Source organism: Pantoea sp. CS_6 (assembly GCF_041954745.1).
Taxonomy (GTDB): Bacteria; Pseudomonadota; Gammaproteobacteria; order Enterobacterales; family Enterobacteriaceae; genus Pantoea; species Pantoea stewartii.
The window spans coordinates 92,671-117,337 of record NZ_JAVAYG010000007.1 but is presented as its reverse complement, the minus strand read 5'-3'; the positions used below and the strand labels follow the sequence as shown (position 1 = coordinate 117,337).

Sequence of the window (24,667 nt, the reverse complement as noted above, 5' to 3'; positions counted from 1 at the left end):
AATCAGGTCAGCCTGGCTGGCCCGTGCTCAACAACCTGAGCACAAACTGAATGAGTAGGTATAAGAAAGCGTAATGAATACACAACAACTGGCAAAACTGCGTTCAATCGTGCCCGAGATGCGTCGCGTCCGGCACATTCACTTTGTCGGCATCGGCGGTGCTGGCATGGGCGGTATTGCCGAAGTGTTAGCGAATGAAGGCTACCATATTAGCGGTTCTGATCTGGCGCCTAACCCGGTAACCCAAAATCTGATCAATCTGGGCGCAACGATTTACTTCAATCACCGCCCGGAAAACGTGACGGATGCCAGTGTCGTCGTGGTCTCCAGTGCGGTTTCTCAGGATAACCCTGAGCTGGTTGCGGCACGCGAGCAACGTATCCCGGTGATTCGTCGCGCTGAGATGCTGGCAGAACTGATGCGCTTTCGTCATGGCATTGCGATCGCCGGAACGCACGGCAAAACCACGACAACGGCGATGGTCTCCAGCATTTATGCCGAAGGTGGTCTGGATCCGACCTTCGTTAACGGTGGATTGGTGAAAGCGGCGGGCACGCATGCGCGTCTGGGCAGCAGCCGTTATCTGATCGCTGAGGCGGATGAGAGCGATGCGTCCTTCCTGCATCTGCAGCCGATGGTTGCCGTCGTGACCAATATCGAAGCCGATCATATGGACACGTATCAGGGTGATTTCGAAAACCTGAAGCAGACGTTTATCAATTTTCTGCACAACCTGCCCTTCTATGGCCGTGCGGTGATGTGCGTTGATGATGCGGTGATTCGCGACTTGTTACCGCGCGTAGGACGTCAGATTACGACCTATGGTTTCAGCGAGGATGCGGACTTCCGCATTGAAGATTTTGAACAGCGTGGCGCTCAGGTGCATTTCAACCTGATTCGTCAGGACAAGGCACCACTCGCGATCACGCTGAATGCGCCGGGACGGCATAACGCGTTGAATGCGGCGGCAGCGGTTGCGGTTGCCAGCGAAGAAGGCATTGAAGACAGCGCGATTCTGGCGGCGCTGGAGAGCTTCCAGGGAACCGGCCGTCGTTTCGATCAGTTGGGCGAGTTTGCTACCGAACCGGTCAACGGCACGCCTGGCACGGCTATGCTGGTTGATGATTATGGCCATCACCCAACGGAAGTGGATGCCACCATTAAAGCGGCGCGCGCAGGCTGGCCGGATAAAAAACTGGCGATGGTCTTTCAGCCGCACCGGTATACCCGCACGCGCGACCTGTTTGACGATTTTGCCAACGTGCTGTCACAGGTCGACGTTTTACTGATGCTGGATGTGTATGCCGCCGGCGAAACGCCGATTCCGGGTGCTGACAGCCGTGCGCTGTGTCGTGCAATCCGCAACCGCGGTAAAGTCGACCCCATTCTGGTGCCGGAGCATGATGCGTTAGTCGAGATGCTGGCGCCGTTATTATCAGGTAACGATCTGATTCTGGTTCAGGGCGCAGGCAACGTCGGGAAAGTGGCGCGTAAACTGGCGGAATGCAAACTGCAGCCAGAGCGCAAAGTGGAGGGCCGTCATGTCTAAAGTGGCTGTTTTGATGGGGGGCACCTCAGCCGAACGCGAGGTCTCCCTGATGTCCGGGGCTGCCGTACTGGCCGGTTTACGTGAAGCGGGCATTGATGCGCACGGTATTGATACACGCGAGCAGTCTGTACTGGATCTGAAAGCGCAGGGCTTCGACAAAGTCTTTATCGCGCTGCATGGTCGCGGTGGCGAAGACGGCACGCTTCAGGCCGTGCTTGAATTCCTGCAACTGCCTTATACCGGCAGCGGGGTCATGGCGTCGGCGGTGACCATGGATAAGCTGCGTACCAAATTACTGTGGCAGGGCAGGGGACTGCCGGCAGGTAAGTTTGTCTGGATGACCCGTGCACAGATGCAGTCGGGTCTGGACGCCGCGACAGAGGCGGCGATTGCCGCACTGGGCTTCCCTCTGTTTGTTAAACCGAGCAGTGAAGGATCCAGCGTTGGCATCAGCCGGGTTAATCAGCAGGGTGATCTGCTGGCCGCGCTGGAAGAGGCATTTCGTCACGACGATAACGTACTTATCGAGGCGTTTCTGAGTGGTGAAGAATATACCGTGGGCATTCTGGGCGATCAGATTCTGCCAGCGATAAAAATAAAGACTGCCAGCGAGTTTTATGACTATGAAGCTAAATACATTTCTGACGATACTCAGTACTTCTGTCCCGCAGGGCTGAGTGCAGAGCGTGAAGCAGAATTACAACAGCTGGTGTGGTCTGCCTGGCAGGCGCTGGGATGTCAGGGTTGGGGTCGTGTCGATGTGATGACCGATGGTGAAGGCCGCTTTCAGTTGCTGGAAGCCAATACTTCCCCGGGCATGACCAGCCACAGCTTAGTGCCGATGGCAGCAAAGCAGGCGGGACTGACCTTTTCTCAACTGGTCGTACGCATTCTGGAACTGGCCGACTGATATGTCACAGGCGGCGATGAATGTACGCAATCGTGAGGCGCAGGAGCGGGCACGCACCGGCCGCAGTAACGGTGCCCGGCTGTTTGGCATCGTCTTTCTGCTGATGGTGATGGGCATAATGATTGCGGGTGGATTAGTGGTGCTGAAGTGGATGAACGATGCATCCCGCTTACCCCTGTCGAAACTGGTGGTCACCGGTGAGTTGCATTACACCACCCACGACGACATCCGCCAGGCGATTTTATCCCTGGGGCCACCCGGCACCTTTATGTCGCAGGATGTGAACATTATCCAGCAGCAGATTGAACGGTTGCCGTGGATTAAACAGGTCAGTGTGCGCAAACAGTGGCCTGATGAACTGAAGATTCATCTGGTTGAGTACACGCCGGTGGCACGCTGGAACGACGCGCATATGGTGGACAGCGACGGCGTGTCATTTAGCGTACCGGCCAATCATATGGGCAAAGAAACGTTGCCCATGTTGTATGGGCCAGAAGGCAGTGAAAAAGAGGTCCTGGCGGGCTATCACAGTATGGATGATGTGCTGAAGGCCAGGAAGTTTACCCTGAAGGTGGCGTCGATGACGGCACGACGTTCATGGCAGCTGGTGACCAGTGACGATGTACGTATCGAACTGGGCCGTACCGATACCATGAAGCGTCTGAATCGTTTTATTGAGCTTTATCCGGTGTTGCAGCAACAAGGCGAGAATGAACACAAGCGCATCAACTCCGTTGATTTACGCTATGACTCTGGCGCCTCCGTTGGCTGGACACCGATAGTGATGGAGCCACAGGACAGTAATCAGCAACAAAACCAGGCACAGGCTAAACAACAATGATCAAGGCAACGGACAGAAAACTGGTAGTTGGACTCGAAATCGGCACTGCGAAAGTCGCCGCCCTGGTTGGGGAAATTCTGCCCGATGGTATGGTCAATATTATTGGGGTCGGCAGTTGTCCGTCCCGCGGTATGGATAAAGGTGGCGTTAACGATCTTGAGTCGGTGGTGAAATGCGTACAGCGCGCCATTGATCAGGCTGAGTTGATGGCGGATTGCCAGATTTCCTCCGTCTACCTTGCATTATCGGGCAAACATATCAGCTGCCAGAACGAAATCGGGATGGTTCCGATTTCAGAAGAGGAAGTGACTCAGGATGATGTAGAGAATGTGGTGCACACGGCAAAGTCTGTGCGCGTTCGTGACGAGCATCGCATTCTGCACGTTATTCCTCAGGAATATGCCATCGATTACCAGGAAGGCATCAAGAACCCGGTCGGCCTTTCCGGTGTACGTATGCAGGCGAAAGTCCATTTGATCACCTGTCACAATGATATGGCGAAAAATATTGTTAAAGCCGTTGAACGTTGTGGCCTCAAAGTTGACCAACTGATTTTTGCCGGTCTGGCGTCCAGCTTTGCTGTACTGACCGAAGACGAACGCGAACTGGGCGTTTGCGTGGTGGATATCGGGGGCGGCACAATGGATATCGCCGTCTATACTGGCGGTGCACTGCGCCACACGAAGGTCATTCCCTATGCGGGCAATGTAGTTACCAGCGATATTGCGTACGCCTTTGGCACGCCGCCTACCGATGCGGAAGCGATTAAAGTCCGGCATGGTTGCGCGCTGGGATCGATTGTTGGAAAAGATGAGAACGTTGAAGTGCCGAGCGTTGGCGGACGTCCGCCACGGAGCTTACAGCGTCAGACGCTGGCTGAGGTAATTGAGCCGCGTTACACCGAACTTTTAAATCTGGTCAATGACGAGATTTTGCAGTTGCAAGAGCAGCTTCGCCAGCAGGGAGTGAAACACCATCTTGCTGCGGGGATTGTATTAACCGGCGGCGCGGCGCAGATTGAAGGTCTGGCCGCCTGCGCGCAGCGCGTATTCCATACGCAGGTGCGCATTGGACAGCCGCTGAACATTACTGGCCTGACGGACTACGCGCAGGAGTCTTACTATTCCACGGCGGTAGGGCTGTTGCATTACGGCAAAGAGTCACACATGAACGGTGACGCAGAGGCGGAAAAGCGGGTTTCAGTCGGCAACTGGTTTAAACGTATCAATAGTTGGTTAAAAAAAGAGTTTTAATTTTTGTAAAAGGGGATCATGCTGTTTTCTTTTGTGATCTCCAGGCGACAGGCACATAACGGAGAGAAATCATGTTTGAACCTATGGAATTAACCAATGACGCGGTGATTAAAGTCATCGGCGTCGGCGGTGGCGGCGGCAACGCCGTAGAGCACATGGTACGCGAGCGTATCGAAGGTGTGGAATTCTTCGCTGTTAACACCGACGCCCAGGCGTTGCGTAAAACAGCGGTCGGCCAGACCATCCAGATTGGTAATAACATTACCAAAGGGCTGGGTGCGGGTGCGAACCCGGAAGTGGGCCGTAACTCTGCAGAGGAAGATCGCGAAGCACTGCGTTCTGCGCTGGAAGGGGCAGACATGGTGTTCATCGCAGCGGGAATGGGTGGCGGTACCGGTACCGGTGCAGCGCCTGTTGTAGCTGAAGTGGCGAAAGATTTAGGTATTCTGACCGTTGCGGTCGTGACCAAGCCTTTCAACTTCGAAGGCAAGAAGCGCATGGCGTTTGCCGAGCAGGGGATCGCAGAGCTGTCTAAGCACGTCGATTCACTGATCACCATTCCTAACGACAAGCTGTTAAAAGTGCTTGGGCGCGGCATTTCGCTGCTCGACGCTTTTGGCGCAGCCAACGACGTGCTGAAAGGCGCAGTGCAGGGTATCGCTGAACTGATTACCCGCCCTGGCCTGATGAACGTCGACTTTGCTGACGTGCGTACCGTCATGTCAGAAATGGGTTATGCCATGATGGGCTCTGGCGTGGCATGCGGTGAAGATCGTGCGGAAGAAGCTGCTGAAATGGCGATTTCCAGCCCACTGCTGGAAGATATCGACCTGTCTGGTGCGCGTGGCGTGCTGGTCAACATCACGGCAGGCTTTGACCTGCGTCTGGATGAGTTCGAAACCGTGGGTAATACCATCCGCGCCTTCGCCTCAGACAACGCCACCGTGGTTATCGGTACCTCTCTGGATCCAGAAATGAACGATGAACTGCGCGTCACCGTGGTGGCAACCGGTATTGGTATGGACAAGCGCCCTGAAATCACGCTGGTCACCAACAAACCGGCCAGCCAGCCAGTGATGGATCACCGTTACCAGCAGCACGGTATGTCGCCGCTGCCGCAGGAGCAGAAACCTGCAGCGAAAGTGGTGAACGATCAGAATGCGCAATCGAACAAAGAGCCAGATTACCTTGATATACCGGCGTTTTTGCGTAAGCAGGCCGACTAGGAATAACCTTATAATTGGGTTTTCCCGCTCTTTGTGCTAAAGTGTTCGCCCGCTGGTAACGTATACTGGCGGTCGGAAAGTAATATTGCGAGATAATTACGATGATCAAACAAAGGACATTAAAACGTATTGTTCAGGCGACAGGTGTCGGTTTACATACCGGCAAGAAAGTCAGCCTGACGTTGCGCCCTGCACCGGCTAATACCGGGGTCATCTATCGTCGCACCGACTTGAATCCCCCGGTTGATTTTCCGGCTGATGCAAAATACGTGCGCGACACCATGCTGAGTACCTGCCTGGTGAATGATGAAGGCGTGCGTATTTCGACAGTTGAACACTTGAATGCCGCACTGGCGGGCCTGGGCATCGACAACATTATTGTGGAAGTCGATGCACCTGAAATCCCGATTATGGATGGCAGCGCAGCGCCTTTTATCTATCTGCTGATGGATGCAGGTATCGAGCAGCTCAGCAGCGCCAAGAAGTTTGTGCGCGTTAAGCAAACCGTGCGTGTTGAAGATGGTGATAAATGGGCGGAAATTAAACCGTATAACGGTTTTTCGCTTGATTTCACTATTGATTTCAAACACCCGGCTATCGATGCCAGCTCTCAGCGTTACCAGATGAAATTCTCTGCCGAAGCGTTTGTTCGTCAGATTAGCCGTGCACGCACCTTTGGCTTCATGCATGAAATCGAATATCTGCAGTCTAAAGGCCTGTGCCTGGGCGGTAGTTTAGATTGTGCGATAGGCCTTGATGATTTCCGCGTGCTTAATGAAGAAGGTCTGCGTTTTGAAGACGAGTTTGTCCGTCACAAAATGCTGGACGCTATCGGCGATCTGTTTATGTGTGGCCATAACATTATCGGCGCGTTTACCGCGTACAAATCGGGCCATGCATTGAACAACAAACTGCTGCAGGCCGTTTTGGCTAAGCAGGAAGCCTGGGAATGGGCGACCTTCGAAGACGAAGCTGAATTGCCGCTGGCGTTTAAAGCACCAAATCTGGTTCTGGCTTAATTCCTGATCAGAACTTAAAAACGGCTGGTTGCGCTGACACTCTCTCCGGTCAGTCGCGCCGGCCGTTTTTTATTGCCCCGCCTTCGCTCTCTGTGTGTTGCGACACTCTTCACATGCTAAAGCAAACAATTGCTGAATTGCTGCACAATCAGGTGCGATTTCTTCCGTTGTCGCTTTAAACGCAGGTGTCGGCACGCCACATTAGTGTTACTATCTCTGGCGCTTTTACAGGCTGCATGCTGCTGAAAACAGCAGTGAATAATGAAATTGTTATGCGCAATGGAACAATTGTGATCGGAATCCTTCTACGCTGGCGACAAATAGGTAGACGCTATTTCTGGCCTCATTTCCTGCTGGGAATGGTGGCGGCCAGTCTCGGCTTGCCGGCGTGTGCGCAAACAGCGGAACTTAACACCGGATCCGAATCCTCAGCCAGCAGCCTGTTCATCGGCAATGCCGTTCGTTTCGATCATCTTATTCGTCTTCAGGAAGCCTCGCGACGTCCCAGTTTTACGGTTGACTACTGGCACCAGCATGCCATTCGCACGGTTATCCGCCACCTCTCTTTCACGCTGACGCCGCAGTCTCAGGCGGAAGAGCAGGTACATCCGCTGGCCGCGCAAAAGCTGGCGTTAATCGATTCACTTCATGCCTTATTGACCTCCCAGACAGCACAGACATACGACGCCTTTGGTTTGTCTCTGCTGCCTGTGTCTGACGCGCCTGCCCTGACGCGAGCAGCCTGGCATGGCAAAGTGCACGGTATCCGTGCCGGCCCCGCTTCATTGTTCTGCTAATCACTTTCATTACACCCTTTTAGATTTCGCAGTCCGACGATTCGGCTGAATTGAGAATATATTTATTATGTTAATCAAAATGTTAACCAAGGTTTTTGGTAGCAGCAATGATCGTACTTTGCGCCGCATGCGTAAAACCGTTGATATCATCAATAAGATGGAACCGGATTTTGAAAAGCTCTCTGATGAAGAACTGAAAGCGAAAACGGAACTGTTCCGTGAGCGCCTGAAAAAAGGCGAGTCGCTGGAGAGTTTACTTCCGGAAGCCTTTGCAACCGTGCGTGAAGCCAGTAAACGCGTCTTTGGCATGCGTCACTTTGATGTCCAGCTGATTGGCGGTATGGTACTCAACAACCGCTGTATTGCTGAGATGCGTACCGGTGAAGGTAAAACGCTTACGGCAACGCTGCCAGCCTACCTGAATGCCCTGACCGGTAAAGGTGTTCATGTTGTTACCGTCAACGATTACCTGGCCCAGCGTGATGCGGAAAATAACCGCCCGTTGTTTGAATTTCTTGGCCTGAGTGTCGGTATCAACATGTCAGGTCTGCCTTCCGTCGCCAAACGTGAAGCCTATGCAGCGGACATCACTTACGGTACGAACAACGAATATGGCTTCGACTATCTGCGCGACAACATGGCGTTCAGCCCTGAAGAGCGCGTACAGCGTAAACTGCACTATGCGCTGGTGGATGAGGTCGACTCCATCCTCATTGACGAAGCGCGAACGCCACTGATCATCTCAGGTCCGGCAGAAGACAGCTCTGAACTCTATACCAAAGTGAACAAAATCATTCCTCACCTGATCCGTCAGGAAAAAGAAGATTCTGACCACTTCCAGGGTGAAGGCGATTTCTGGGTTGACGAGAAAGCGCGTCAGGCGCACATGACCGAGCGCGGCCTGGTGAAAGTCGAAGAGCTGCTGGTGAGCCAGGGCATTATGGTGGAAGGTGAATCCCTCTATTCACCGACGAATATCATGCTGATGCATCACGTGACGGCTGCGCTGCGTGCACATGCGCTGTTCACGCGCGATGTTGATTACATCGTTAAAGATGGCGAAGTCATCATTGTCGATGAGCATACCGGTCGTACCATGCAAGGACGTCGCTGGTCTGATGGTCTGCATCAGGCCGTTGAAGCCAAAGAAGGCGTTGAAATCCAGAACGAAAACCAGACGCTGGCATCGATCACCTTCCAGAACTACTTCCGCCTCTATGAAAAGCTGGCCGGTATGACGGGTACGGCTGATACAGAAGCGTTTGAGTTCAGCTCCATCTACAAGCTCGATACCATCGTTGTGCCAACCAACCGTCCGATGGTGCGTAAAGATCTGGCCGATCTGGTCTACATGACAGAGAAAGAGAAGATCGATGCCATTATTGAGGATATTCGCGAACGTACCGCGAAAGGGCAACCGGTACTGGTAGGTACGATTTCGATCGAGAAGTCAGAAGTTGTATCAAACGAGCTGACACGCGCAGGCATTAAGCACAATGTTCTGAACGCCAAATTCCACGCCCGCGAAGCGGATATTGTTGCTCAGGCTGGTCAGCCGGGTGCCGTGACCATCGCCACCAACATGGCGGGCCGTGGTACCGATATTATGCTGGGCGGTAGCTGGCATGCCGAAGTCGCTGAGCTGCAGGATCCGACTGAAGAGCAGATCGAGGCGATTAAAGCGGCCTGGCAGGTTCGTCACGATGCCGTGCTGGCGTCAGGTGGCTTACATATCGTCGGTACGGAACGCCATGAATCGCGTCGTATTGACAACCAGCTGCGCGGTCGTGCGGGTCGTCAGGGGGACGCGGGTTCTTCACGTTTCTACCTGTCAATGGAAGATGCGCTGATGCGTATTTTTGCCTCTGATCGTGTTTCTAACATGATGCGCAAGCTGGGAATGAAACCGGGCGAGGCCATTGAGCATCCGTGGGTGACCAAAGCCATTGCCAACGCACAGCGTAAAGTGGAAAGCCGTAACTTCGATATTCGTAAGCAACTGCTGGAATATGATGATGTGGCGAATGACCAACGCCGCGCGATCTATAGCCAGCGTAATGAGCTGCTGGATGTTTCTGATGTCTCCGATACCATCAACAGTATTCGCGAAGACGTCTATAAATCGATTATCGACAGCTACATTCCACCGCAGTCACTGGAAGAAATGTGGGACGTACCTGGACTGGAAGAGCGCCTGCGTAACGATTTCGATCTGGATCTGCCAATCAGTGAATGGCTGGATAAAGAACCGGACCTGCATGAAGAGACGCTGCGTGAGCGCATTATGAAACACGCTGCCGATAGCTATGCGGCGAAAGAAGAGATCGTGGGCGTGGAGATGATGCGTAACTTTGAGAAAGGCGTGATGCTGCAAACGCTGGACTCCCTGTGGAAAGAGCACCTGGCGGCAATGGATTATCTGCGTCAGGGCATCCACTTACGTGGCTACGCGCAGAAAGATCCGAAGCAGGAATATAAACGTGAATCGTTTGCCATGTTTGCCGCCATGCTTGAAACGCTGAAGTATGAAGTAATCAGCACACTGAGCAAGGTGCAGGTGCGAATGCCAGAAGAAGTGGAAGCGATGGAGCAGCAACGTCGCGAAGAGGCAGAGCGTCTGGCGCAGCAGCAGCATCTCAGCCATGTCAGCGAAGATGTGCTGGCGGCCGAATCGCTTGCCCAGCAGGGCGGCGAGCGTAAAGTCGGACGTAACGATCCTTGCCCATGCGGTTCAGGTAAGAAATACAAACAGTGTCATGGTCGCCTGGCCTGATAACGTGTTGACTGAAAAGGAGCCTCTGGCTCCTTTTTTTTGGCTTTTTGTCCGCTGAACGATGGCGCGGTTAACAACCCGCTTAACATGTTTTAGAATCAGCGCTCATTCACCCACTCTTCAGGATACATTCATGAAGCACCTGCAGGTTGCCGTCGGCATTATCCGCAATGCCGATAAACACATTTTTCTTGCCCAGCGTGCGGCTTCCTCCTACATGGCCAATAAGTGGGAATTTCCCGGCGGTAAAATTGAAGCGGGTGAAAGCCCTGAGCAGGGTTTAGTGCGCGAACTGCTCGAAGAGACCGGTATTGAGGTGACTGATGCCCGCGCCATTGGCATCAAAGATCATACCTATGACGATCTGCGTGTGACGCTGCATTTTTTCCTGGTCGAAGGCTGGAAAGGTGAACCCTGGGGCAAAGAAGGTCAGCCACAGCGTTGGGTCGAACAGCGGGCGCTGATCGCTGAAGAATTTCCGGCGGCAAATCATGAACTGATAGCGCGTCTGGTGGCGGGCGAACTGTAACAGGGTGGGGCATTATGCCCCACCGCGTGACTTAGCGTTCTTCTTCACTCCAGTTGTCACTGTCGTTCAATTCATCGCTGCTGGGTATGCGCTTTTCTTCCGCAGCCCATTCGCCAAGGTCAATTAACTGACAACGTTTGCTGCAAAACGGCCGCCACGGGCTCAGTTCATCCCAGATAACCGTTTTACCGCACTGCGGACAGTTAACGGTCATAATTTCTTCCTGCATGTTCACCTCTAACAACAGGCCAGTTGGAAGTTGAGGCGCGCAGGGACTTCACCGCGCTCACTGTCCAGTGGCATAAAACGTATCGCAAAACGGCTCTTATGACCGGATACCTGAGGATAAAGTGCGTCCTCTATGTCCAGTTGCAGACGCAGAAGATCGGCGCCTTCGGCATTATCCTGATAAAAACCGTTCAGACTGGTTTGTAAACGGTAAGTGCCCGACTGACGGATTAAATCGAGCAACATGGCCAGTGTGCTGTGCAGCGGTATCAGGGTTTCCATCCAGCTTGTAACCTGCGCATCACGTGTTGTCTGCGGCAGATGCAGCCAGATGTGCAGACCAGGCAGATCGAAACTGCAGCACCCGCCCGGAATACTGAGCCGCTGACGAACCAGAGCAATCAGACGATCTTCCCTCAGTTGCTGCCCCATACGTGGCGCACTGTTAAGCAGAACAGATTGTGCTTTTAGTTTGTCGCGCAATGCATCCACTACGGACATATCGACGCCGGGCACGTCCGCCCACGCGCGCAGTTTGGTTTGCTGACGCTCAAGCTCTTTCAGCAATTCGGTGCGCATGTCGCCGCGTTCAAAGATATCCAGCAGTTCGCTGATCAGACGAAAAAAAGTCAGTGCCGTGGCGGTATTTTCCAACGGCGTAACCTGATGCAACTGATCGATCAGGAATTCGACACGCAGCCAGGTGCGCATTTTTTCATTAAGTGGATGTTCAAACAGAACGACTGTACTCATGGATTAATCCTGTTTCGCTGCCGCAAACTTCAGATAACGCTGATGAAGTCTGGCAACCTGGGGTAGCGCATTTTCAGGCGCGCCACTGTTATCAATAATATCATCGGCACAGGCGAGGCGCTGTTGGCGCGTCGCCTGTGCCGCAAGAATGCGTTTAGCCTGCTCAGGAGAAACGTTGTCGCGTGCGAGCGTACGTTTCAGCTGTGTTTCTTCATCGGTGTCGATAACCAAAACCCGATCGGCCTGGTGCTGGAGCTGGTTTTCAACCAGCAACGGCACGACCCACAGGACATAAGGTGAGGTCGCCTGCGCTTTAAGCTGCTGTGTGCGGGCGTTAATCAGGGGATGAAGCAGCGCGTTTAGCCAGTTTTTTTCATCAGGTGCCGCAAAAATAATCTCTCTTAAGCGCGCACGTTGCAGTGTTCCCTGATCGGTCAGAATACTGTCACCATAGCGTGCAACAATCGCCTGCAGAGCAGGTGTGCCCGGCTCGACGACCTCGCGGGCAATGACATCAGCGTCAATGATCGTCACGCCTTCTGCGGCAAAGTACGCGGCAATAGTGCTCTTGCCGCTGCCAATGCCACCGGTCAGCGCCACAGTGTAGGGCGTATCTCTCACTCTCACTCTCTTAGTCGTTCAGTCACAGGTAAGCCAAAGCGTTACGACACGGTCATGTTGCGCGTCCGATTTCGTTAGAAAGACGCCGTCGAATCTGATGGATTGTAGCGTAAATAAAGTGAAATTCGCACTCTTGTTGCGGTGCAAATGGCGCGTATCATGAGGTGACTGGCTTTGTGATAACGCCCTTCATGGCGATGAATAACCTCTTACCAGGACATTATGTATGCGCATTGAAGAAGATTTGAAACTGGGCTTTAAAGACGTACTGATTCGTCCAAAGCGCTCCACGCTGAAAAGCCGATCTCAGGTCGAACTGGATCGCAGCTTTACGTTCAAACACTCCGGCCTCGACTGGCGCGGCGTACCTGTTATCGCGGCCAACATGGATACGGTGGGGACTTTTTCAATGGCCGAGGCGCTGGCCAGTTTCAATGTCTTAACAGCCGTACACAAACACTACAGTGTGGAAGACTGGCGGGCGTTTGTTCAACGCGTACCGGCATCAGTACTGAAATATGTGATGGTATCTACCGGCACTTCAGACGCCGATCTCACTAAACTTATCGCGGTCATGGCCATTTGCGATGACCTGCAGTTCATCTGTATTGACGTTGCCAATGGTTATTCTGAGCACTTTGTCGATTTCCTGAAGCGTGCGCGCGAGATCTTCCCGGGCAAAACGATTTGTGCGGGTAACGTCGTCACGGGGGAAATGGTCGAAGAGTTAATCCTGTCCGGAGCGGATATCGTGAAGGTGGGGATTGGACCGGGCTCAGTTTGCACCACGCGCGTCAAAACCGGCGTGGGATATCCGCAGCTCTCAGCCGTGATTGAGTGCGCCGATGCGGCGCACGGCCTGAGTGGGCAAATTGTCAGCGATGGCGGATGCGCTGTGCCGGGTGATATCGCCAAAGCGTTTGGTGGCGGCGCGGATTTTGTCATGCTGGGCGGCATGCTGGCGGCACATGATGAGTGCGAAGGCCGAATTACAGAAGAAAACGGCGAGCGGTTTATGCTGTTTTACGGCATGAGCTCAGAATCCGCGATGAAACGTCATGCGGGAAGCGTGGCGGAATATCGTGCGGCAGAAGGGAAAACAGTGAAACTCCCCTTGCGCGGGCCGGTAGAAGAAACCCTTCGCGATATTCTCGGCGGACTTCGTTCTGCCTGCACCTATGTGGGAGCTGAGCGGCTAAAAGAGTTAACCAAGCGCACCACGTTTATTCGGGTGGCCGAGCAGGAAAACCGCATCTTTTCCCGTTAACCCGCCTGCTCAGCATGCAGTAAAGGAACGGAGCACCTTTACTGCATGGCCTCACCTAGCCCAAACACAGGCAGATACATGGCGATCACCAGTGTGCCGACAATGCCGCCAATCACCACCATCATCACGGGCTCCAGCGAGGCGGCCAGATTATCAGCCCGCGTCAGCGTTTCTCTTTCATGCCATTCAGCCAGACGCGCCAGCATCACATCCAGTGCGCCTGACTCTTCACCCACACGAATCAACTGACGACAAAGTGGCGTAAACAGGGGATGCGCGTGCAACGCCTGGTGCAGAGGATTGCCTTGCGCAATGTGCTGCTGAATAGCCCTGATGGCATCCTGCCACAGCCGCGATGACAACGTGACACAGGCCGCATCAAGTCCCTGGAGCAGGGTTAATCCTGCCTGCTGGGTCAGTTGCAACACACTGTAGATTTGCGTCAGTTGACTACCCTGCCATAGCCCGGCGATAACCGGCACACGCAGCAGGGCGCGTTGCTCACAGCGCTGCCAGTTTTCAGAGCGCCGCCGCGCGTGGTACCAGCCCGTCGCCAGCAGGGCAATGCCCCCGATTAGCGGCAATCCGCCCGCCTGTAATGCGTCGGACAGGGTGATAACGGCGGCGGTGAAGGCGGGTAAAGGCGCGTCAAACGAGGCATAGACGGAAACAAACTCCGGCAAGACAAACAGCAACATACCGCAGGTAACGGCCAACGCCACGAACAGAATAAACAGGGGATAACGCAGGGCTTTCAGAACCTTAGCGCGCAAATGCTGCTGGCGTGTTTGTTGCTGCGCCAGTTGTTCGCAGCAGATATCAAGCTGACCGGTCAGCTCGCCGACCGCCATCAGCGCAGCGAAAAGTGGCGGAAAAACCTCTGGCCACTGGCGTAATGCCTGCGAAAATGGCTCGCCACGCAAGACGTGATGCTGTAAGGCCTGCATCAACGCCCGCCAGGCGGCATGCGGGTGACCTGATGCCAGCAGATCAAGGCTTTGCGATAAAGGAAGGCCCGCCTTTAGCAGGGTGGCGAGCTGGCGAATGAAATCAATTTTATGCTGTGACCGCCAGTCACGTCGGCGCATCATTTTTTCCCGCTTCTCGCTCACCGGCACTAAGTGCCGGCGCGAAAGGTCGTCAGACAGCGTCTCACTGTCGGGGGCCAGATGATAACCCGTTTGCAGTCTACCCTGTGTATCTACGGCATACCAGCGATAAAGAAAAAGGTGCGTCATGATTCGAGCCCAATAACGCGCTGCATCTCCTCCAGAGAGGTTTCGCCGCGGCTGACAGCGTCCAGCCCCGAAGCCTGTAGCGTGCGCATCCCTTGCTGTTTTGCCAGCGCCAATACCTCCTCCAGAGGCATTTCGGCGGCGATAGCATTTTGCAGTTTGGCTGTAACGGGCAGGAGTTCGAATAAAGCCAGACGGCCAAAATAACCCGAAAAGCAGTGATCGCAACCCGGTGCCCGCCAGGTTTGTAACGTGCCTGGCCAGACTGACGCCGGGAGATGTGCTACGGCCTGTGCAGGTTCACGACAGTGCGGACACAGGCGTCTGACCAGGCGCTGAGCAATAATCAGGCGCAACGCTGAGCCCAGTAAATAACCAGGAATGCCCATCTGGCGTAAGCGCGTTAGCGTTTCAGCCGTTGAGTTAGTGTGCAAAGTCGAGAGGACAAGATGACCGGTTTGCGCGGCTTTTACGGCAATTTCAGCGGTCTCGCCGTCACGTATTTCGCCTATCATGATGACATCCGGATCCTGGCGAAGCAGCGCGCGTAACACGCGATTAAAATCGAGCCCATACTTTGGATTAATTTGCGTCTGATTGATGCCCGGCAAAGGGATCTCAATGGGATCTTCCACACTGCAAATGTTCTTTCCGGGCTGATTAATCGCGCTCAGTCCGCTGTAAAGGGTAAACGTTTTTCCACTGCCGGTTGGGCCCGTGACCAGAATCAGGCCCTGGGGCTGTGCCAGCGCAGCCTTGAGCAGGCGCAGCGGTGCCGCGGGTAAGCCCAGCGAGTCCAGGGACAGTGTAGCGCCTTCCCGCTGCAGCAAACGTACGACGGCTTTCTCTCCGCCCTGCGTCAGCAACGTTGAGAGCCGAAAGGAAGCGACCTGACCGTCAATCTCATGGCTGAACTGACCGTCCTGTGGCAGACGACGTTCGGCAATATCCAGCCCGGCCAAAATTTTAAGCCGCGCCAGCAGAGCCGCTGGCTGTATGTCCCGTTGCAGGGGCAGGGGATGCAACACGCCGTCAATGCGCAGACGAATACGCAGGCTGTGCTGATAAGGCTCAATATGGATGTCTGAGGCCCGCCGCTGTGCGGCCTGATGCAGAAGCTGGCTGGCGGTATCGATTGCCGATTCTGTGGCGGCACCCTCTTTAGCACACAAGGGGCTATGCATCGCTTCAGCCTGTTCGAGCCGGGCCTGCGGCCAGCACTCAATAGCGATCTGACACGGGCTGGCAAATTGCAGGGCTTCGGCCAGTCCTGGCGGAACCTGCTCAGCGACAGCAAGACGTAAATGCGTCGCGTTGTGGTCGAGGATGATGGCGCGATAGCGCTGACAGATCAGCGCTATCGCATCGTCGGGTTTACTCATTTGTGCCCCCACGACTGTCAAAGCGGAATTGTTCCTGACAGTTGTCGCGTAACGTGGTGTTAGTGCTGGTACAGGTACGCTGCCAGACGAGCGTGCCTTCGTTACTGTCCCAGACGGGCAGCATTTCTACGCTTAATCCATTCAGGCTCTCCTGCCCGGTCAGGGTAACCATGCCGTTGACCACGGTGATCGCCGACACGTAACGTGATGTTGTGCCCTGCGGAATACCGCGTTGCCCGGCCTGACACTGTTCAGGCCCGCCGCGTTCAATCGCGCAAAGCTCAACGGCCGTCTTAAAGGGCACCATGGTTTGCAGCATGTCGGTCAGCGCGGCGCGCTGCAGATAATTTTGATAGGCAGGCAGCCCGATAGCGCTGAGGATCGCCACGATGCCGACCACAATCATTAGTTCAACCAACGTAAATCCTTGTTGATAGTGCATATGTGCCTCCTGAGTAAGAAGGCCGCAGTCTAGGAAGACGCTGTCGGTAATAACAGCAGGAAACCCGGAGAGTGGAAAAGGGCAGGCAATAAATCTGGTGGGTTACAGGAACAGGACTACGTCACTGGATGCTGGTGCACAAAACAGGCCGTGCCGGCGGCACGGCAACAGAGATTATTGCGCCTGAAAGCGCATCGACAGATCCAGAGCACGCACATGCTTGGTCAGCGCGCCGACAGAGACATAATCCACACCGGTCTCGGCGATGTCCCGAATCGTCGTTTCGGTGACGTTGCCTGACACCTCCAGTAGCGCACGACCAGCCGTGATCTTCACCGCCTCGCGCATCGCCTGAAGGGAAAAATTGTCCAGCATGATGATGTCGGCCGCCGCAGCCAGTGCCTCTTCCAGCTCTTTCAGCGATTCAACTTCGACTTCCACAGGGACATCCGGATAAAGCCAAAAGGCTTTTTCGACGGCCTGACGAATTGAGCCGCTGGCAATAATATGGTTTTCTTTAATCAGAAACGCATCGGACAGGCCGAGGCGATGATTACTGCCGCCACCGCACAGCACGGCGTATTTCAGCGCTGTTCGCAGGCCTGGCAATGTTTTGCGTGTATCCAGAAGCTGTGTCTGTGTGCCTTCCAGCAGCGCGACATAGCGGCTGACTTCCGTGGCGACGCCGGACAAGGTTTGTACAAAATTCAATGCGGTGCGTTCGGCCGTCAGCAACAGGCGGGCTGGCCCGTCAACCTCAAACAGGGGTTGATCCGGGATAACATGTTGTCCATCTTCCACATGCCATGTCAGGGCGGTGTGCGCGCCTAACTGGTTAAACACCTCTTCGACCCAGCGTTTACCACAAAAAACACCGGCTTCACGGGTAATAACCTGAGCATGTGCCCGACTGTCGGCTGGCAGGAGCTGCGCGGTAATGTCGCGGTCGCTCTCTGTCTCACCGCCGAGATCTTCCTTTAATGCGCGTTCAACGGCCTCGGGGATATCATTTTCAATACGTTCAAGCAGCGCCTGATGGCGACTGTCAGGATCATAGCGACGCACAGACATACGCGTTCCGCTCCAGTAAATGTCAGGTAACAGAGGCGATTACCATAGCCTGAATAGCGCGAAGGCACCAGTCCTTAGTCACTTTTTGTTTAGTATACTTAACATGTGCGTTTATCAGCCCGATAGTGCAACGCATTTTGACGCAATAATCCCTTAAAATTCATGCTATTCTCAAACCGGTCCTGCGAAGAGAATCCAGCATGAAAGTAGAAAAAGGTTGGCTGTCCGGTGTGCGACAGGTGCCGTCCCCCCATTGTAATGATCGGCCGCATAATGAAGCGCCATCCCTTCTGGTCATTCACAATATCAGCCTGCCGCCCGGCGAATTCGGCGGCCCGTGGATTGATAAACTGTTCACCGGCACGCTGCCTGCCGACGCGCATCCCTACTTTGCTGAGATTGCTCATCTGCGCGTTGCGGCGCACTGCCTTATCCGACGTGATGGCGAAATCGTGCAATATGTTCCCTTTGATAAACGTGCCTGGCACGCTGGCATCTCGCAGTTTGAGGGGCGGGAAAACTGCAACGACTTTTCAATTGGCATTGAACTGGAGGGCACGGATATTGAACCTTATACCGAGGCACAATACGCCGCTCTGCATCAGGTCACGCAGACGTTGTTAGCCCATTATCCGTTAACGCCTGCGCGCATTACCGGCCACAGTGATATTGCACCGGGACGGAAAACCGATCCCGGCCCGGCGTTTGACTGGGACGATTTTAAACAGCGTTTACAGCAACAAAAATTGGAGTAACTATGACGTTATTTACCTTGTTACTGGTTTTAGGTTGGGAACGGCTGTTTAAGCTGGGGGAGCACTGGCAACTGGATCACCGGCTGGAGCCTGTGTTTCGTCGCCGTCAGCACTTTTCGGTGATGCGCACACTGCTGATGCTGATTATCGCGATGGGCCTGACCGCGCTGGTGGTCGGGAGCCTGAAAGGCATTTTGTTTGGTGTTCCTCAGCTTCTGTTCTGGATCGTGGTGGGGTTACTGTGCATCGGAGCGGGTGTGGTGCGTCAGCACTATCATACGTATTTGCAGGCGGCGAGTCGTGATGACGCCGCGGCACATCAGGCCATGGCGGCAGAGTTAACCCTGATCCACGGTGTGCCTGTTGAGTGCAGCGAACGCGAATTCCTTCGTGAGCTTCAGAATGCGCTCATCTGGATTAACTTCCGTTTCTATCTGGCACCGATGTTTTGGTTTGTGGTGGGCGGTGCCTGGGGACCGGTGTTACTCGTGGGGTATGCGTTTTTACGCGCCTGGCAAAGCTGGCTGGCAAAACACTGCACGCCCATGGCCCGCTCTCAGTCTGGCGTGGACAGCATTCTGCATGTGGTTGACTGGCTCCCGGTGCGGCTGGCGGGCGTTGCCTATGCGCTGCTGGGGCACGGTGAGAAAGCCTTGCCTGCCTGGTTTGCCTCGCTGACGGACAGGCACCACTCGCAGTACCAGGTTTTAACCACGCTGGCGCAGTTTTCGCTGGCTCGCGATCCGCACAGCGATAAGGTCGCAACGCCACGTGTCGCCGTGGCGCTGGCGAAGCGCATTTCGCTGGTGCTGGTGGTGGTTGTGGCGTTGCTGACCATTTACGGCACGTTGGTGTAGTCGGCAGGGGGAACCCCGAAGTCGGGTGTGCCATCCTCACGCCAGTGAAAATATTTCAGACGCGTATGGCGATTACCGTCCCAAAGGGGATCGCCCTCAATTTCTGTATAATTGCGTGCGTGATAGACCAGCAGATCGCGCCCGTCCTCATCCTGAGTAAAACAACTGTGTCCCGGTCCATACTGGCGGTTTTCCCAACTGGTTGCAAAGACCGGACGCGCTGATTTCTGCCAGGCCATCGCGTTCAGCGGATCGGCATCACGCGGAATGGAAAGCAGGCCCATGCAGTAGTTTTCATCCGTTGCGCTGGCAGAATAGGTAATAAACAGCCAGTCACCATGCACTATCGCTGCCGCGCCTTCGTTGACGCTAAACCCCGCGCACTCCCATTCATATTCCGGACGGCTCAGCATCACCGGTTTGCCTTTGAGCGTCCATGGATTACGCAATTCAGCCAGATAGAGGTTGGAATTCCCTGGAATTGCAGGATCTTTCTGCGCCCATAAGTACCAGTTTTTCCCCTGGTGAACAAAGTGGGTGGCATCCAGCGCAAAACTGTTGAGATGACTTAACACCTGGCGCGGGGGCTGCCAGTGGCCACTGAGCGGGTCGTCATCGTTGCACACCAGCGCGTACATCCGGTGCTGAAACAAGCCATCTTTGATATCGCGCGAAGGCGCTGCGGCAAAATAGATAACCCAGTGTTCTGCAATACGATGCAACTCCGGTGCCCAGATCAGCTCACTGAACGGCCCAATATCGGGTTTACGCCAGACCACGACCGGTGTCGCGGTGCGTAAGGCCGTTAGCGTGCTGGCACGACGTAGCTCAAGACGATCATATTCCGGTACGGAAGCAATAAAGTAATAGTGTTCTCCGTGGCGCAGGATAAACGGATCGGCGCGCCGTTCAATAAAGGGGTTGGGCCAGTTTTCGCTCATTTCAACTCTCCGGTCGGAAGCTCGGTAGGGTGTTTTTCGTGCGCCTGAATCTGGCGGAGGGCAAGATCGCGTTGAATGGTTTGCATTAATGTGCGATCCACTTTCATCAGTCGCACCACGCCCGCGGTAATCAAATAGCCAGTCCCGGGGATAACGGTAAACAGCAGGACAATGCCGTTGAGCGCGTGAGCCGATTGCTGTTTCGCACCCGCATCATAACCGTAAGCCGAGAGCAGAAAACCGACCATCGCCCCCGCGACGGCCAGTCCGACCTTGAGAAAGAACAGATTGCCTGAAAAGCTGATGCCGGTAATACGCTTACCGGTTTTCCATTCACCGTAATCGTCCACATCCGCCATCAAAGACCAGTGTAAAGGGGAGGGAATTTGATGAAGGACATTAAGCAGAAAGTAAGCGATAACGACTGTCACGGTGGCGTGGGGATCAAGCCAGTAGAAACCGCAGGAGAACAGGGCAAGGGCGATATTGGTCCAGAAAAAGACTTTCAACTTACACCAGCGGTCGGTGAGGACTTTTGCCAGCGTGCTACCCAGCATCATGCCAACCACGCCCAGGCTGATAAACAGCGTGGCAAAGTGCGCCGTTTGTCCCATGACCCAGGTCACGTAATACAGGGTTGCTGCCATACGAATAAAACCCGGGCAGACATTGCAAAGTGTCAACAGCAAGATGCGCACCCACTGATCGTTCTTCCACACATCACGCAAATCGTTTTTCAGCTCATCATGAGTAGGGACGGCAGGCTGAATTCGTTCCCGCACGGTGGCGAAGCAGAACAGAAACATTGCCAGTCCCACCAGGGCCAGCACAGCCATCGCCATCTGATAACCCCGCGCCTTGTTCTCACCGCCAAACCATTCCGCCATCGGCAGCAACGACAGTGACAGAATCAGGGTGGCAATGCCGACCATGACAAACCGGTACGACTGGCAGGAGACACGCTCACCGGGATCGTTAGTCATGACGCCACCCAGCGAGCAGTAGGGGATATTAATGGCGGTATAGGCCAGGGACATGAAAAAGTAGGTGGTAAAGGCCCAGATGACCTTGCTGGGATAGCTCCAGTCTGGCGTGGTAAACATCAGTACACTGAATATAACGTAGGGCACTGACACCCACAGTAACCAGGGACGGAAACGTCCCCAGCGGCTTTTGGTACGGTCAGCTATCGCGCCCATTATCGGGTCGGTGATGGCATCCAGAATGCGCACCGAGAGTAACAGCACGCCCACTAAGGCCGGTGCTAAGCCAAAAACGTCGGTATAGAAATAGCTGAGGAACAGCATGACAGCGCCACCGATCATGTTGCACCCCGCATCACCCATGCCATAGCCCAGCTTTTCTCTGAATGAGAGGGGGTTATCTGTCATTGTTGTAACCTGCAGAGGAATTAAACATAAAAGGATTATTAATGTTTAATCCACAGGCGACGCGGCACGAAATTGTTGGGATGATGGACAAAACAGCCGTGCAGGGAGAAGTGTGAGCAGGGTCGGGTTTACCGACTGCCAGCCCGCCGCTTTCTGTCGGCGGGCTGGCAATGCCGTCAGGCTTTTTGCGTCTTATTCTTGATGAAATAGCCAATAGCCAGGATGATCAGCCAGACAGGAATGAGCCATACGGAAATGGCCATGCCTGGCGTCATCGCCATCAGGACCAGGATGCCAGCCAGGAAGATCAGGCAAACCCAGTTACCCAGAGGGTACAGTACCGCTTTGAAACGGGTGGTAACGCCCTGCTGGTTTTTCTTTTTACGGAATTTCAGGTGCGCCAGGCTAATCATCGCCCAGTTGATGACCAGCGCAGACACGACCAGCGACATCAGCAGACCAAACGCCTCACCCGGCATCAGGAAGTTCAGCAGCACGCACAGCGCGGTGGCGACGGCTGACACCAGAATACTCATCACGGGCACACCGCGGCGGTCCACGTTCAGCAGCGCTTTTGGCGCATTCCCCTGCTGTGCCAGACCAAACAACATGCGGCTGTTACAGTAAACGCAGCTGTTATAGACCGACAGTGCGGCGGTGAGGATCACCACGTTCAGTGCATTGGCAACCATGGCATCGCCCAGTTCGTGGAAGATAAACACAAAGGGGCTGGTATCTTCAGTCACGCGCGTCCACGGCATTAATGACAGCAGCACTGCCAGCGAGCCGATATAGAAAATCAGGATCCGCCACAGCACCTGGTTGGTGGCTTTTGGAATCGTGGTTTCAGGATTGTCCGCTTCTGCCGCCGTAATCCCGACCAGTTCCAGACCGCCAAAGGAGAACATGATAATCGCCATAACCATCACCAGCCCACCGAGGCCATTCGGCATAAAGCCGCCGTGTTCCCACAGGTTACGCACGGTTGCCTGCGGCCCACCGGTACCACTGAACAGTAACCAGCCGCCAAACAGGATCATCGCAATCACCGCGATAACTTTAATAATGGCAAACCAGAACTCCATTTCACCAAACACTTTAACGTTCGTCAGGTTAATGGCATTAATCAGCACGAAGAAGATAGCGGCTGATGCCCAGGTGGGAAAATCGGGCGCCCAGAACTGAATGTATTTACCGACGGCACTCAGCTCCGCCATGGCGACCAGCACATACAGCACCCAGTAGTTCCAGCCAGAGGCGAAACCGGCAAAATTTCCCCAGTATTTATAGGCAAAGTGGCTGAAGCTCCCGGCAACGGGCTCCTCGACCACCATTTCACCCAACTGACGCATGATAAGAAAGGCGATAAACCCGGCAATCGCATAGCCTAAAATAACGGCGGGACCTGCGGATTTGATGACCGACGCGCTGCCCAGAAACAGGCCGGTTCCCACTGCACCGCCCAAGGCGATCAACTGTATATGGCGATTTTTTAAACCGCGCTTCAGCGATTCACCGTGCTGTTGTTCCATACACACCTCATGATGTTGTTATTCTTCGCTTCAGAATGTGCTGACTGTAAAGAATTAAATACACTTAAGACTGATGTTTTTAAGGTGTCAGACTTGCGTAATGCCGCCAGCTGTAACCTGACCAACAGAATAGTGATAAGCGCAGGGCTTTGCACCTGCTTTCGCCAGCCCCGGTACGAGTTGGCTTAAAAAGAATCAAACGGTCTGCCGTCTTATTAACCCCCGATGAGAAAAACGGCAGCAAACCGCGCTGACCAGGCGCTGATGGCTAAATCGGTTTAGTCATACATGCTGTGTAATTTTTGGTAAAGGTTAAAAAAATTAACGTCCAGGTATGGCCTGATTCTCCACTTTTATCTCTGGATTTAACGCGCGCATCCCGCATTCCTTCACTGAAGTGTCACAGATGCCGTATAGACACAAGGTGAATACTTTGTTACTTTACGGGCACCTTTTTTGAATTGGTATTACCAATTTACTTTGTTTGACCGGCATACTTTAAGAAGGGAAGATGGCTTATAGCAAGATTCGTCAACCCAAACTCTCCGATGCGATTGAGCAGCAACTGGAATCCCTCATTATGGAAGGGACGCTGCAGCCGGGAGAGAAGTTGCTCCCCGAGCGCGAACTCGCCAAACAATTCGATGTTTCACGTCCGTCTCTCCGTGAGGCAATCCAGCGATTAGAAGCGAAAGGATTGTTACTACGCCGTCAGGGCGGCGGAACATTCGTACAAAAACATCTCTGGCAGAGCATGAGCGATCCACTCGTAGAGCTACTCGCCGAACATCCGGAATCTCAGTTTGATCTGCTGGAAACGCGCCACGCTTTAGAAGGCATTGCGGCTTACTATGCGGCACTGCGTGGCACAGAAGAAGATTTGCAGCGTATTCGCGACTGTCATCTTCATATCCAACAGGCGCAGGACAGCGGCGATCTCGACGCTGAAGCAGACGCAGTGATGAAGTATCAGATCGCTGTCACAGAAGCGGCCCATAATGTCGTGCTTTTGCATTTGCTACGATCAATGGGCCCTATGCTGGAACAGAATGTCCGACAGAATTTTGAATTGCTCTACTCTCGCCGGGAAATGCTGGCGAAAGTGAGCGGTCACCGCGCCAGAATTTTTGAGGCGATTGTGGCTCGTGAGCCAGAACAAGCACGCGAGGCATCACACCGTCACCTGGCGTTCATTGAGGAAATCTTGCTGGACAGAAGTCGGGAGCAGAGCCGTCGAGAACGCTCCCTACGTCGTTTACAGCAACGTAAGGAATAACGCGCGGCAAAGATCGTGC

Annotated in this window: 23 protein-coding genes; 13 read left to right on the top strand and 10 right to left on the bottom strand. The window is 54.1% G+C overall.

Going from position 1 to position 24,667, the window contains the following annotated elements; genetic code table 11:
* Positions 1–73 precede the first annotated feature (73 nt).
* The 9 genes from murC to mutT all read left to right on the top strand — a co-directional run bounded on the left by murC (position 74) and on the right by mutT (position 10,897).
* Positions 74–1,549, top strand: coding sequence for a UDP-N-acetylmuramate--L-alanine ligase (gene murC, locus RAC90_RS12430; protein WP_006117678.1), 1,476 nt, complete (start codon positions 74–76; stop codon positions 1,547–1,549).
* A complete protein-coding gene (locus RAC90_RS12425; protein ID WP_375096694.1) occupies positions 1,542–2,459 on the top strand; it encodes a D-alanine--D-alanine ligase in 918 nt (305 codons plus the stop codon). Before murC ends, RAC90_RS12425 begins: the two co-directional genes overlap by 8 nt.
* A gap of 1 nt (position 2,460) precedes the next feature.
* Positions 2,461–3,300: a cell division protein FtsQ gene (gene ftsQ / locus RAC90_RS12420; protein ID WP_054634500.1), complete on the top strand. Its 840-nt coding sequence runs from the start codon at positions 2,461–2,463 to the stop codon at positions 3,298–3,300.
* On the top strand, positions 3,297–4,553 hold the full coding sequence (gene ftsA / locus RAC90_RS12415; protein WP_006117681.1) for a cell division protein FtsA: 1,257 nt from the start codon (positions 3,297–3,299) through the stop codon (positions 4,551–4,553). The genes ftsQ and ftsA overlap by 4 nt, the downstream gene beginning before the upstream one ends.
* A gap of 71 nt (positions 4,554–4,624) precedes the next feature.
* The gene (gene ftsZ, locus RAC90_RS12410) at positions 4,625–5,779 is read left to right on the top strand and encodes a cell division protein FtsZ (RefSeq protein WP_006117682.1); all 1,155 of its coding nucleotides are present in this window, start codon (positions 4,625–4,627) and stop codon (positions 5,777–5,779) included.
* Between the two features lie 101 nt (positions 5,780–5,880).
* A complete protein-coding gene (gene lpxC / locus RAC90_RS12405) occupies positions 5,881–6,798 on the top strand; it encodes a UDP-3-O-acyl-N-acetylglucosamine deacetylase (protein WP_033740259.1) in 918 nt (305 codons plus the stop codon).
* A gap of 290 nt (positions 6,799–7,088) precedes the next feature.
* The gene (secM, locus tag RAC90_RS12400) at positions 7,089–7,595 is read left to right on the top strand and encodes a secA translation cis-regulator SecM (protein WP_233255760.1); all 507 of its coding nucleotides are present in this window, start codon (positions 7,089–7,091) and stop codon (positions 7,593–7,595) included.
* A gap of 67 nt (positions 7,596–7,662) precedes the next feature.
* Positions 7,663–10,368: a preprotein translocase subunit SecA gene (secA, locus tag RAC90_RS12395; protein ID WP_375124386.1), complete on the top strand. Its 2,706-nt coding sequence runs from the start codon at positions 7,663–7,665 to the stop codon at positions 10,366–10,368.
* A 133-nt stretch (positions 10,369–10,501) separates the two neighbouring features.
* Positions 10,502–10,897: an 8-oxo-dGTP diphosphatase MutT gene (gene mutT / locus RAC90_RS12390; RefSeq protein WP_006117686.1), complete on the top strand. Its 396-nt coding sequence runs from the start codon at positions 10,502–10,504 to the stop codon at positions 10,895–10,897.
* 31 nt (positions 10,898–10,928) lie between these two features.
* Here mutT and yacG read toward each other — a convergent pair whose 3' ends face one another.
* Genes yacG through coaE form a run of 3 tightly spaced genes read right to left on the bottom strand, consistent with a single transcriptional unit; the run spans position 10,929 to position 12,499 of the window.
* Positions 10,929–11,126: a DNA gyrase inhibitor YacG gene (gene yacG, locus RAC90_RS12385; protein WP_006117687.1), complete on the bottom strand. Its 198-nt coding sequence runs from the start codon at positions 11,124–11,126 to the stop codon at positions 10,929–10,931.
* A gap of 8 nt (positions 11,127–11,134) precedes the next feature.
* On the bottom strand, positions 11,135–11,878 hold the full coding sequence (gene zapD, locus RAC90_RS12380; protein WP_054634498.1) for a cell division protein ZapD: 744 nt from the start codon (positions 11,876–11,878) through the stop codon (positions 11,135–11,137).
* A gap of 3 nt (positions 11,879–11,881) precedes the next feature.
* On the bottom strand, positions 11,882–12,499 hold the full coding sequence (gene coaE / locus RAC90_RS12375; protein ID WP_054634497.1) for a dephospho-CoA kinase: 618 nt from the start codon (positions 12,497–12,499) through the stop codon (positions 11,882–11,884).
* Between the two features lie 226 nt (positions 12,500–12,725).
* Between coaE and RAC90_RS12370 the strand changes: the two genes are divergently transcribed.
* Positions 12,726–13,766, top strand: a complete 1,041-nt coding sequence (locus RAC90_RS12370; RefSeq protein ID WP_033740262.1) for a GMP reductase — start codon at positions 12,726–12,728, stop codon at positions 13,764–13,766.
* Positions 13,767–13,804: 38 nt separating this feature from the next.
* Here RAC90_RS12370 and hofC read toward each other — a convergent pair whose 3' ends face one another.
* The 4 genes from hofC to nadC all read right to left on the bottom strand — a co-directional run bounded on the left by hofC (position 13,805) and on the right by nadC (position 17,896).
* On the bottom strand, positions 13,805–15,004 hold the full coding sequence (gene hofC / locus RAC90_RS12365; protein ID WP_054688151.1) for a protein transport protein HofC: 1,200 nt from the start codon (positions 15,002–15,004) through the stop codon (positions 13,805–13,807).
* Positions 15,001–16,383, bottom strand: coding sequence for a type II secretion system protein GspE (gspE, locus tag RAC90_RS12360; protein ID WP_054688150.1), 1,383 nt, complete (start codon positions 16,381–16,383; stop codon positions 15,001–15,003). The genes hofC and gspE overlap by 4 nt, the downstream gene beginning before the upstream one ends.
* Entirely contained in the window at positions 16,376–16,825 is a 450-nt protein-coding gene (gene ppdD, locus RAC90_RS12355) for a prepilin peptidase-dependent pilin (RefSeq protein ID WP_375124384.1), read from the bottom strand. Before ppdD ends, gspE begins: the two co-directional genes overlap by 8 nt.
* Before the next feature lie 174 nt (positions 16,826–16,999).
* On the bottom strand, positions 17,000–17,896 hold the full coding sequence (gene nadC, locus RAC90_RS12350) for a carboxylating nicotinate-nucleotide diphosphorylase (protein WP_033740266.1): 897 nt from the start codon (positions 17,894–17,896) through the stop codon (positions 17,000–17,002).
* 200 nt (positions 17,897–18,096) lie between these two features.
* Here nadC and ampD point away from each other — a divergent pair, with 200 nt between their 5' ends.
* Both ampD and ampE read left to right on the top strand, forming a co-directional pair.
* Positions 18,097–18,651: a 1,6-anhydro-N-acetylmuramyl-L-alanine amidase AmpD gene (gene ampD / locus RAC90_RS12345; protein WP_006117696.1), complete on the top strand. Its 555-nt coding sequence runs from the start codon at positions 18,097–18,099 to the stop codon at positions 18,649–18,651.
* 2 nt (positions 18,652–18,653) lie between these two features.
* Positions 18,654–19,508, top strand: coding sequence for a beta-lactamase regulator AmpE (gene ampE, locus RAC90_RS12340; protein ID WP_172913143.1), 855 nt, complete (start codon positions 18,654–18,656; stop codon positions 19,506–19,508).
* Here the strand turns inward: ampE and RAC90_RS12335 are convergent.
* From RAC90_RS12335 to aroP, 3 genes are all read right to left on the bottom strand, one after another.
* On the bottom strand, positions 19,490–20,449 hold the full coding sequence (locus tag RAC90_RS12335) for a family 43 glycosylhydrolase (protein ID WP_375124383.1): 960 nt from the start codon (positions 20,447–20,449) through the stop codon (positions 19,490–19,492). The genes ampE and RAC90_RS12335 overlap by 19 nt on opposite strands.
* Positions 20,446–21,840: a glycoside-pentoside-hexuronide (GPH):cation symporter gene (locus RAC90_RS12330; RefSeq protein WP_375124382.1), complete on the bottom strand. Its 1,395-nt coding sequence runs from the start codon at positions 21,838–21,840 to the stop codon at positions 20,446–20,448. Before RAC90_RS12330 ends, RAC90_RS12335 begins: the two co-directional genes overlap by 4 nt.
* Before the next feature lie 176 nt (positions 21,841–22,016).
* Positions 22,017–23,372, bottom strand: coding sequence for an aromatic amino acid transporter AroP (gene aroP, locus RAC90_RS12325; protein ID WP_039338716.1), 1,356 nt, complete (start codon positions 23,370–23,372; stop codon positions 22,017–22,019).
* A 511-nt stretch (positions 23,373–23,883) separates the two neighbouring features.
* On the opposite strand from aroP, the gene pdhR reads away from it, so the two are divergent.
* Positions 23,884–24,648: a pyruvate dehydrogenase complex transcriptional repressor PdhR gene (pdhR, locus tag RAC90_RS12320; RefSeq protein WP_033740273.1), complete on the top strand. Its 765-nt coding sequence runs from the start codon at positions 23,884–23,886 to the stop codon at positions 24,646–24,648.
* Positions 24,649–24,667 lie beyond the last annotated feature (19 nt).

Coding starts and splice junctions, on each gene's coding strand:
- gspE (WP_054688150.1), bottom strand. CDS start 16,383: ATGAGTAAACCCGACGATGCGATAGCGCTGATCTGTCAGCGCTATCGC.
- nadC (WP_033740266.1), bottom strand. CDS start 17,896: ATGTCTGTGCGTCGCTATGATCCTGACAGTCGCCATCAGGCGCTGCTT.
- ppdD (WP_375124384.1), bottom strand. CDS start 16,825: ATGCACTATCAACAAGGATTTACGTTGGTTGAACTAATGATTGTGGTC.
- pdhR (WP_033740273.1), top strand. CDS start 23,884: ATGGCTTATAGCAAGATTCGTCAACCCAAACTCTCCGATGCGATTGAG.
- mutT (WP_006117686.1), top strand. CDS start 10,502: ATGAAGCACCTGCAGGTTGCCGTCGGCATTATCCGCAATGCCGATAAA.
- ftsA (WP_006117681.1), top strand. CDS start 3,297: ATGATCAAGGCAACGGACAGAAAACTGGTAGTTGGACTCGAAATCGGC.
- secA (WP_375124386.1), top strand. CDS start 7,663: ATGTTAATCAAAATGTTAACCAAGGTTTTTGGTAGCAGCAATGATCGT.
- RAC90_RS12330 (WP_375124382.1), bottom strand. CDS start 21,840: ATGACAGATAACCCCCTCTCATTCAGAGAAAAGCTGGGCTATGGCATG.
- RAC90_RS12335 (WP_375124383.1), bottom strand. CDS start 20,449: ATGAGCGAAAACTGGCCCAACCCCTTTATTGAACGGCGCGCCGATCCG.
- murC (WP_006117678.1), top strand. CDS start 74: ATGAATACACAACAACTGGCAAAACTGCGTTCAATCGTGCCCGAGATG.
- aroP (WP_039338716.1), bottom strand. CDS start 23,372: ATGGAACAACAGCACGGTGAATCGCTGAAGCGCGGTTTAAAAAATCGC.
- RAC90_RS12425 (WP_375096694.1), top strand. CDS start 1,542: ATGTCTAAAGTGGCTGTTTTGATGGGGGGCACCTCAGCCGAACGCGAG.
- lpxC (WP_033740259.1), top strand. CDS start 5,881: ATGATCAAACAAAGGACATTAAAACGTATTGTTCAGGCGACAGGTGTC.
- yacG (WP_006117687.1), bottom strand. CDS start 11,126: ATGCAGGAAGAAATTATGACCGTTAACTGTCCGCAGTGCGGTAAAACG.
- hofC (WP_054688151.1), bottom strand. CDS start 15,004: ATGACGCACCTTTTTCTTTATCGCTGGTATGCCGTAGATACACAGGGT.
- zapD (WP_054634498.1), bottom strand. CDS start 11,878: ATGAGTACAGTCGTTCTGTTTGAACATCCACTTAATGAAAAAATGCGC.
- ftsZ (WP_006117682.1), top strand. CDS start 4,625: ATGTTTGAACCTATGGAATTAACCAATGACGCGGTGATTAAAGTCATC.
- RAC90_RS12370 (WP_033740262.1), top strand. CDS start 12,726: ATGCGCATTGAAGAAGATTTGAAACTGGGCTTTAAAGACGTACTGATT.
- ftsQ (WP_054634500.1), top strand. CDS start 2,461: ATGTCACAGGCGGCGATGAATGTACGCAATCGTGAGGCGCAGGAGCGG.
- ampE (WP_172913143.1), top strand. CDS start 18,654: ATGACGTTATTTACCTTGTTACTGGTTTTAGGTTGGGAACGGCTGTTT.
- ampD (WP_006117696.1), top strand. CDS start 18,097: ATGAAAGTAGAAAAAGGTTGGCTGTCCGGTGTGCGACAGGTGCCGTCC.